Raw genomic sequence first — 8,394 nt, 5'->3', positions numbered from 1 at the left:
ACCGTGCGCATCGATGCGCACCACGTCGCCGGTCTTGAACCAGCCGTCGGCGGTGAAGTTGTCAGCGCCTCGGCCACGGTGATAGCTGGCTGCGACCCACGGCCCGCGGACTTCGAGTTCGCCCGTGGCCGCGTCGTCCCAGGCGATGAATTGCCCCTCGTCATCCCGCGCGCGCATCTCGAACAGCGGGCTGGCGACGCCCTGCCGGACGCGGTATCCGTACTGCTCGTCTGCAGCGCTCTCGTCGTGGCTGACCGGTAGCCGGCAGACCGACCCAAGGGGCGCAGTCTCGGTCATGCCCCAGGCCTGAATGACGGTGAGGCCATGACGGTCGAACCCCTCGAACATCGACCGTGGCACGGCGGCTCCACCGACCACCAAGCGATCCAGGGCCGACAGGTCCCACCGGCCGGGTTCGGCATCGATCGCTGCCAGCATCGCCATCCACACGGTGGGCACGCCCGCTGTCATCGTTACTCGCTCGGTGGCGCACAGGTTGAGCACGCTCTCGGCGTCCAGCCGTGGACCCGGTAAGACCAGACCCGCTCCGGCGAGCGCCGCGGCGTACGGCAGTCCCCAGGCGTTTGCATGGAACATCGGGACGACCGGAAGGATTGTGTCCCTTGCCGATACGGTCAGCTGATCGGGCAGGGCAGCAACCAACGAGTGCAGCACGAGGGCGCGGTGCGAGTAAACGACGCCTTTGGGTCGGCCGGTCGTGCCCGACGTGTAGCACATCGCCGCCGCGCGACGTTCGTCGAGCGTGGGCCACTCGACCGGTTCACCGCTAGCGACAAGCAACTCGTAATCGAGCGTCCCGGCCGGGGCCTCGCCCGAGTGAGTGACGACGATGACATGCGCGAAATCGCCTCCGGCCCGGAATGTTTCGAAGACCTCCAGCAGTGACTCGTCGACGACGATCACCTTGTCCTGCGCGTCGTCGACGATATAAGCGAGTTCGTCAGGGAACAGGCGGGGATTCAGCGTGTGGATGACTGCACCCATCGCGGGAATCGCGAAGTACAGCTCGAGGTGCTCGCTCTGGTTCCACAACAGTGTGGCAACCGGATCTCCCTCGCGGACGCCGAGTTCGGCCAACGCGCCGGCAAGCCGCCGGGCCCGGCCGGCGCAGGAGCCGAGTGTTGTGCGAGTGACCGCTCCAGACGGCCGCCGGGACACCACCTCTCGATCGGCGTGAAAGCTCTCAGCGCGCTCGATGATGCTCGTCAGCGTGAGCTGGTAGTCGTCCATGCTGCCGCCGCTGAGGATGTGTTCGGTCACGAGCTAGCCAGCTTCTCGATCGACGGGTTTACGGCGGCGTGTTTTTGTGCCAGGTCACGAAGCTCGTCCAGCCCAACCCGGATGGCATCGAGAAGGGGCCACGGGTCATCCAGCTGTTCGCGATCGACGACGATCCCGAACTCGAGGGAGTCTTGGTAGCTGATCACGGTGATGTTCAGGCCGATCCCATCGAGCACCCCGGAGATCGGGAATTGCGCTCGCTGGCGTGCGCCGCCGAGATACAACGGCGCCTTGGGGCCTGGAACGTTCGAGATCGCGACGTTGACGGGCTGGTCTATACCGCGGATGCCGGCTAGCCGGGACATCGCGCGGGCTGCCTGGGCCAGCAGGGCTGGCGGGATGAAATGGTTGGCATCCTGCATGAGTGACGCCGGCAGCGCGCGGTGGCGTTCCTTGGCGGCCTTCATCGTCTCGTTGATTCGGCGTAGGCGCTGCACGGGGTCGGTCGTCTCGGTCGGCAGCTCGGCGATCATGACTGAGACCCGGTTGCCGAAGGTTCCCATCTGCTCGGGTGTTCGGACCGACACCGGAATGAAGCCCAGCAGCGGTTCGGCCGGGAGCTCTCCACGCTCGTCCAGCCAGGAGCGCAGGCCGGCCGCAGAGATGGCCAGAACGACATCGTTGACTGTGCATCCGAACGTGTTCTTGATCATCTTGACGTCATCGAGGGACAGCGACTCGAACGCGACCCGGCGGTGCGCCGACAGCCGGGTTTGAAATCGGGTCTGGGGCGCGACGAGGTGATTGCCCTGCAGGGCAGGTCCGCCCCTGCCCGCGGGAAGGAGCCGCTTGACCAGTCGACTGCTCCGCGCGATCGCCTTCACACCGGGAAGGTGGCGAATCGTCGGTACGTCGTCGAGGTGCGGCAGTGTGGTGGGCGCTGCGCGCAACGCACGCAGCGGCTGGCGCCACATCCCGACCAGACCACGGCCCAGCATCTCCACTTCGGACGGGAAGCGCTCCGCCACGACCGCAGGCGCCGAATTCAGGTCCCGGCCGGTCGCGGTGTCGTCGAGAAGCAGACTCATAACTTCCGCGCCGGATACGCCATCGACAGCCGCGTGGTGCATCTTCGTCATCACCGCCACGGTGCCGTCCTCCAGACCGTGGATGACGTACAGCTCCCACAGCGGGCGCGCCCGATCCAGCTGCCTGCCGATCAGGCGAGATACCAGCTCGGCCAGCTGCCGCTGAGTGCCCGGCGCAGGAAGTGCGGCCTCCCGAACGTGGTACTCGACGTCGAAAGTGCCGTCGTCGAACCAGTACGGGTGGTCGAGGCCGAACGGCACGAGCGCCAGCCGCCAACGGAACGTCGGCAGCAGGTGCATGCGCGCGGTCACCAGCTCACGAACCAGCGCCGCATCCAGCGGGCGTCCCGACGCGGTGTGCGCGTCGAACACTCCCAATATGCTCACGTGTCCTGGGGTGCGGTCGTTTTCCATGGCCAGGAACTGGGCATCGAGGCGTGTTAGTTGTCGCATGCGTCGATCGTCGTCCCCCGTGGCCGCCATCCGCTCGTCTGCTTGCGCCAACATTGGGTGCCGCGGTTGTCGAATATCCACACCGCCGCGAAGTGCAGCGATAGCGTGCAAAGCGTGCAGCCGGCCTGGGTGGGTGCTCAGGGCAAGACCGAGCGACGCCTGTGGTCGACGGTTCTCCAGAAGGCGGCCGTTGAACTCACGGAACGTGCCCGCGAGATATCCGATGCGGTCACGGTCTACACGAGTGAGCGGCTGCCCGAGCTGCTCGATAATTCCGAGGCGCTGGAAGCGAACCGGGCCAGCACGGAGGCCAGTATCCGCGACTTCGCGGAAGTGCTGCGGTCGGGTGCCGATCCCGTGAAGGCGATCAAGCTCGGCTCCGCGACCGTCGATTATGCCCTTGATGGCGCCCAACACGGCGTGCCGCTGACCACGCTGACGCGCAGTTACCGGCTTGGTCACGCCGCGACGTCTCAACAGCTCAAGGCGATTCTCGCCCAGCACGTGGCGGACGCAGGAGAACTGAACGCGGCGAACGACCTGTGTTCAGCGTGGATGTTCGCCTACGTCGACACCGCGCTGTGCTTGGTCGAGGAGGTGTACACCACCGAGCGCGAACGGTGGCTGCGTAGCGCCGCCGCGGCCCAGGCCGAGACGATCAGCACCATCCTGTCCGGGCAGCCCATCGATGTCGACGTGGCCAGCCGACGGCTGCGCCACGAATTGCGTCGCATACACGTCGCAGCCGTCGCCTGGGTGGACACCCACAAGGAGGGCCGCAACACCCTTGCGCTGCTCGAAGCCGCCATCCGCGACATCGCCGCAGCGATCGGCAGTCAGCACCCACTTCTCCAACCCCTCGGCACTCTGTCGGTCGCAGCGTGGATCAGCACCAACAGCGAAGTGCCGTCCAGAGTCCTGGACGAGTTGCGGTTCCGGACCGCGACGGCACCGGGCGTCCGGGTGGCGATCGGCGAACCCGCGCGCGACATCGCGGGATTTCGTGCCAGCCATGTCGAGGCACTCGAAGCCCAGCGGATCGCGCGACTGGCCAGCCGGCGCGAGGGCAGCGTCACCCGCTACAAGGACATCGCCCTGCGCTCACTCGCCACGGCAGACCTCGACTACGCCCGCTCCTTCGTCGCACGCGAACTGGGCCCACTGGCGGGTGCCGATGACACGACCCGCCGACTCGCCGCGACGGTGCGCACCTACCTAGACGAGAACGGCAGCCGCGGCAGAACCGCGAAACGGCTTAGCATTCACGAGAACACGGTCGCCTACCGGCTCCGGCAAGCCGAGGAGCTGCTGGGAAGGTCAGTGGAAAAGCGCACCCTCGAGTTGCGGGTCGCACTAGCCCTTGCCGAACTCGTCGACGAGGCGCCGCCACACTCGACCGCAGGAGCTGAGTACGACTAGATGGCCGCGGCCAGCGCCTCCAGGGTTTGCGCAGCGGAGTATTTGGGGGTCCACCCCAGGAGGGACTTGGCCTTGCCGGTGTCCATCACTACTGATGTTCGTGCCACGTGAAAGATGCCGGCTTCGGCGGGAAGGAACGGCAGTCGGGCTACCACCGCCGACCCGATGGTAGCGGTAGCGGCGGGCACCCGTACCGGACGTCCGCCCAGCGCCGCCGCGATCTTCGACAGCGATGTTTCGCCGTCCCCTGCGATGTTGTACGCCCCTGGCGGAGCGGGCGTCGTCGCCGCCAGTGCGATGGCAGCGGCGACGTCGTCATGATGAACAAGCTGAAGCGGGACACCGGGATCGGGGAAGGGCAGCTTCAGAATCGGTATGGCGCGCGTGATTGACCGAAGTGGGGAAGGCAACCGATTCCACGGCATTGAGTCAGCCAGTGCGGTCGCCTTGGGACCCGCGACAATGCACGGACGAAGCACGAACAATTCCAGTGAAGAGCCATCGGTGATTTCGGCGAGTGCGGCTTCGCAGGCCGCCTTCTGCGCGGAGTAGTCATGCTCCGGTGATCCGCGGGGCGCAACATCTTCGGTGATCGGATCCGGGTTGTCGGAGTAGTAGCCGTAGGCGGCAGCCGATGACGTATAAACCATGCGCGTGACCCGCTCGGCAGCGACGGCCGCCTCGAAGACGATGCGAGTTCCCGCGATGTTGACCCGCTCACTTTCCGCACGAGAACCCAAGACGATGAATGCGAGATGGACGACGACATCGGCATCGGCGACCAATGAGTCAACGGCGCCCGGGTCCATGATGTCGCCCTGCTGATACGTCGTCTTTGTCCACCCATGCGAGCCCGGATTGAACGGCCGGCGAGCCATCCCGATAATCCGTTCCACGTTGGGGTCCTGCTCCAGGGCCGTCACCGCCGAGATGCCAATCTCGCCAGTCGGTCCGGTCACAGCCACAGTGAGTCCCGTCGGCTCATCGTCTGCGAAACCGGAAGATGCGGTTGACTGCTCTGTCCGCTGTGCGCGGCCACTCGTCTGCTGTTGTCGCATGAGATAACGGTCGCTGAGCGAGGCCGTGCCGCGCTTGTCTGCTTGCGCCATTAGAAGAGCGGCTGTTTGTCGAATCTCCGCGCTCGATTGCCGATGGACCGAAATGTTCCGTACGAGGGTTGAGTTGAATCCTGCTCGGGTACGGGTGAACTGGTCACCTGACGACAATCTTGACGACCACTACTCCCTTAACTACGGCAACTACAGCCCCGAAATCCCTGTTATCGTGCCTGGTTACGGCTCCTGCCCGCTCCTGGCAGTGCGGGGGTCACGGGCTCGAGTCCCGTTAGCTCCACCAGGGAGCCGCTCGCGTCGTTGCTTTCGAGGACCTCGGCATGGAGGCGATCTTCGAGTTCACCGTCGAGGCGCAACCGAACGCCTGACGACCAAACCCCCGTTGTGCCGCGAGTGTGCCAAGACGAGCTGACACAGCCCGACAAACCGGGGACAGGGCGGACAGGAACGACCCGCTGAGCTGGGCATTCCAGGACGCTATGGCACCGCGTGAAACGCCGTGGGCGCTCTGGCTCGGCTTTACACACCAGCGGTCGGCGGTTCGATACCGTCCGCGCCCACCATGTCTCGGCACCCGCGTCAGTTTTTGATGAAGTGGTACATCCGGTAGGAAAGCTGGCCACGCTGCAGTTGGTTGTTCGTCGTTGTGCCGGGCAAACCGGTGAACACGCGGCCGAACGGCCGCATCAACCTGGGCACATGGTGAACGACCAGCTCCTGATAGCGCGCCGAGTTCTTTTCCAATCCGCGCAGAACCTCCTCGTTGATGATCCGTTTCGAATCCATCCGCATCGGCAGGTTGGCCAGTGCTTTGTCCCACGCGTCGTGCTCGAGGAAGCCGCGGAAATCGGCGTAGAGGAAATGCCCGCCCGGGCGCAGCACGCGCGTCATTTCGGGGAGGAAACGGTCAAAGTGGGGGTAGGTGTGTGAGGCTTCGACGTTGAGCACCACGTCGAAGGACTCGTCGGGAAACGGCAGGCTTTCGGCGTTGCCGTGGACGAACTCCAGCCCTGGGAGGTCATATCGTTTCTGCGCGAATGCCACGCCGTCGGGGTTGTAGTCCAGCCCGACGTAGGAGGTCGGGTGGAAAGTTCGAACCAGGTACGCGGCCCCGCCGCCGTGGCCGGAGCTGACTTCCAGTACTTGTTTGCCGCTGAGGTCTGTCTGGGTCGCGGTGCGGTGGTAGAGCTGGATGCCGTACCGGTTGGGCTCTTCTTCACCGGCCAGCGGCAGGGCCATCGGAGGATCCTCCTCATAGCCCCAGTTGAGAAGGGTGACATCCTCCGTGTCCCACCGGCGGGTGATCAAGGGGTACCAGTATTTGTTCATGACAAATTTCAAGCCCTGAGTAGGGTCGAGGGGCTTGATGTACCGCTTGAGGGTGCTAGTCACAGCGGCGAGTATGCCAGGCGCACTAGGCACTACCGAGGTCGGCTGGCGCATCCGTTGGGACGAAGGGGAATTCACGCGCCACCCATACTTGTCGGGTGCGGACGCCTTCCTAGGCTGGGTTCTCCGATGCGTCCTTCTCAGCAGATCTGGACCGTTGAGCGGCTTGGGCCGCCTCGCGGGCGGCCTGCGCAGCCGGCGAAGCGGCCAAATAGTCGATCGCCATCTGCGTGGAAGCTTCGGTGCTGGGATGGTGGCTGGGACGCAGATAGCGCAGCGTGCTGATCACAAAGAGACTCCACGGCCCGGGCACCTTGTATTGGCGCGCGGCCCGTAGCCAGTCCCTCACCCGTGGTTTGGCGGTGATGGTTGGGTCCTGCGCCATCAAGAACCGCACGCCTGCGAACCACCCGAACAAGAACCCCGGCGCGTTGAACAGCATCGCCAACGCGCGCAGCGGATAGTTCCCGCACACATTCTGGTAGACGTCGAATACCAGCGCGCGGTGCTCTACTTCCTCGGCTCCGTGCCAGCGCAGCAGATCGAGCATGACGGGGTCGGTTCCTGCATAGTCCAGGCCGCGGTTTTGGATCCACCACTGACCCACTACCGCCGTGAAGTGCTCGAGCGCGGCCACGTCGGCCAGGCGCCGGTAGAGCCACCATCGCTGCAAACGCGCAGGCCAGCCCGGGTGCTGACGAGTGCCCGCTGACAACCACTTTTGCAACATGTCGGTGTAGGGCGTGGTGTCGATGCCCTGCTCGGCCAGATGATCGAGGACTGCTCGGTGCGCCCAGGCGTGCCAGGCTTCCTGCTGCACGAACGCTTTCATCGGTGCCGTCAGGTCCGGATCGTCGACCAATGGCGCCGCGTCGTTGACGGCCCTGATGAATCCCCGCTCCCCTTCGGGCAGGAACAGGTGCATCGCGTTCCAAAAGTGTGTGGCGAAGGGGTCGTCCGGGACCCAGTGCAACGGCGTGTTCGACCAGTCAAAGCGGACTTTGCGCCGATGTGTCGGGTAGCCGTCGTAGCGGACGTCGAGGTCTTCGACTTCGGTCATTTACTTCTCCTCCCAAACGCTTAACTGGCCTACAGCTCCAGGGGCCCTATCAGAGACCCTGGTGCTCACCCCCAAATCAGGACTGTTGCCTGTTGCGTGCCAGCTAAACGACCAGATGGCGACGATACACAGTTATCGCGTACCACTACTGCTGCCTTCGCGAAATTTTCAGAATCTCACAATGGGCGCCTCATTTGCTGATGGCCGGCAGCGTTCAGCTCACGGCACGAGGACGACCTTGCCGATGTTCTCCCGCGCAGCAAGGATCCGATGGGCCTCTGGCGCGTCGGCGAACGGCACAGCCGCGTGTACCACCGGAGCTGCCGTGCCGTCGGACAGGGCCGCCGACAGGGGTTCGATCCAGGGTTCGAGCGTGCCGCGGTCGTCCCACAACCGCAGCATGTTGAGGCCGATGACGGCCTTGGATTCGCTCATCTGGGTGATGACGCTGAACCCGCGCAACATTGCCAGCGCCTGGGGTGCCGCCCGGCGTAGCGACCGCTTCTCGCCTTGTTGCAAGGATGAAAGGCCGTAGGCCACCAGCCGTCCGCCGGGGCGAAGCAAGTCGAACGACCGCCGCAACGACGTGCCGCCGAGCGGATCCAGCACCATGTCGTACGGTTCCAGGCCTTTCCACCACCCGTCGCGGCGGTAGTCGATGGCCTGGTCG

7 protein-coding genes and 1 pseudogene are annotated in these 8,394 nt (G+C 64.9%); 2 read left to right on the top strand and 6 right to left on the bottom strand.

Going from position 1 to position 8,394, the window contains the following annotated elements; genetic code table 11:
* Together WB785_RS05975 and WB785_RS05970 are read right to left on the bottom strand one after the other, a co-directional pair.
* Positions 1 to 1,281: AMP-binding protein (locus WB785_RS05975; protein ID WP_424077837.1), on the bottom strand; the 1,281-nt coding region annotated here is incomplete at its 3' end.
* On the bottom strand, positions 1,278 to 2,783 hold the full coding sequence (locus WB785_RS05970; protein WP_424077835.1) for a WS/DGAT/MGAT family O-acyltransferase: 1,506 nt from the start codon (positions 2,781 to 2,783) through the stop codon (positions 1,278 to 1,280). The genes WB785_RS05970 and WB785_RS05975, both read right to left, overlap by 4 nt.
* On the opposite strand from WB785_RS05970, the gene WB785_RS05965 reads away from it, so the two are divergent.
* Positions 2,775 to 4,202, top strand: a complete 1,428-nt coding sequence (locus WB785_RS05965) for a PucR family transcriptional regulator (RefSeq protein WP_424077833.1) — start codon at positions 2,775 to 2,777, stop codon at positions 4,200 to 4,202. The two genes, WB785_RS05970 and WB785_RS05965, sit on opposite strands and share 9 nt — an antisense overlap.
* Here WB785_RS05965 and WB785_RS05960 read toward each other — a convergent pair.
* A complete protein-coding gene (locus WB785_RS05960; protein WP_424077832.1) occupies positions 4,199 to 5,161 on the bottom strand; it encodes an NAD-dependent epimerase/dehydratase family protein in 963 nt (320 codons plus the stop codon). The two genes, WB785_RS05965 and WB785_RS05960, sit on opposite strands and share 4 nt — an antisense overlap.
* Before the next feature lie 410 nt (positions 5,162 to 5,571).
* Between WB785_RS05960 and WB785_RS05955 the strand changes: the two are divergent.
* Positions 5,572 to 5,643, top strand: a pseudogene (locus tag WB785_RS05955) (fumarate hydratase C-terminal domain-containing protein); the annotation flags it as partial.
* A gap of 211 nt (positions 5,644 to 5,854) precedes the next feature.
* Here WB785_RS05955 and WB785_RS05950 read toward each other — a convergent pair.
* The 3 genes from WB785_RS05950 to WB785_RS05940 all read right to left on the bottom strand — a co-directional run.
* Positions 5,855 to 6,604, bottom strand: coding sequence for a phthiotriol/phenolphthiotriol dimycocerosates methyltransferase (locus tag WB785_RS05950; protein WP_424077839.1), 750 nt, complete (start codon positions 6,602 to 6,604; stop codon positions 5,855 to 5,857).
* A 172-nt stretch (positions 6,605 to 6,776) separates the two neighbouring features.
* The gene (locus WB785_RS05945; protein ID WP_424077830.1) at positions 6,777 to 7,724 is read right to left on the bottom strand and encodes a metal-dependent hydrolase; all 948 of its coding nucleotides are present in this window, start codon (positions 7,722 to 7,724) and stop codon (positions 6,777 to 6,779) included.
* Between the two features lie 219 nt (positions 7,725 to 7,943).
* On the bottom strand, positions 7,944 to 8,394 hold a 451-nt coding region (locus WB785_RS05940), incomplete at its 5' end, for a zinc-binding dehydrogenase (protein WP_424077829.1).

The organism is Mycobacterium sp. (assembly GCF_049585075.1).
Classification (GTDB): domain Bacteria; phylum Actinomycetota; class Actinomycetes; order Mycobacteriales; family Mycobacteriaceae; genus Mycobacterium.
The sequence above is the reverse complement of the archived record's forward strand: the minus strand, read 5'-3'. Positions and strand labels throughout refer to the sequence as shown.

Excerpts from the sequence above, each read along its gene's own strand:
- WB785_RS05970 (WP_424077835.1), bottom strand. The coding sequence starts at position 2,783 with ATGCGACAACTAACACGCCTCGATGCCCAGTTCCTGGCCATGGAAAAC.
- WB785_RS05950 (WP_424077839.1), bottom strand. The coding sequence starts at position 6,604 with ATGAACAAATACTGGTACCCCTTGATCACCCGCCGGTGGGACACGGAG.
- WB785_RS05945 (WP_424077830.1), bottom strand. The coding sequence starts at position 7,724 with ATGACCGAAGTCGAAGACCTCGACGTCCGCTACGACGGCTACCCGACA.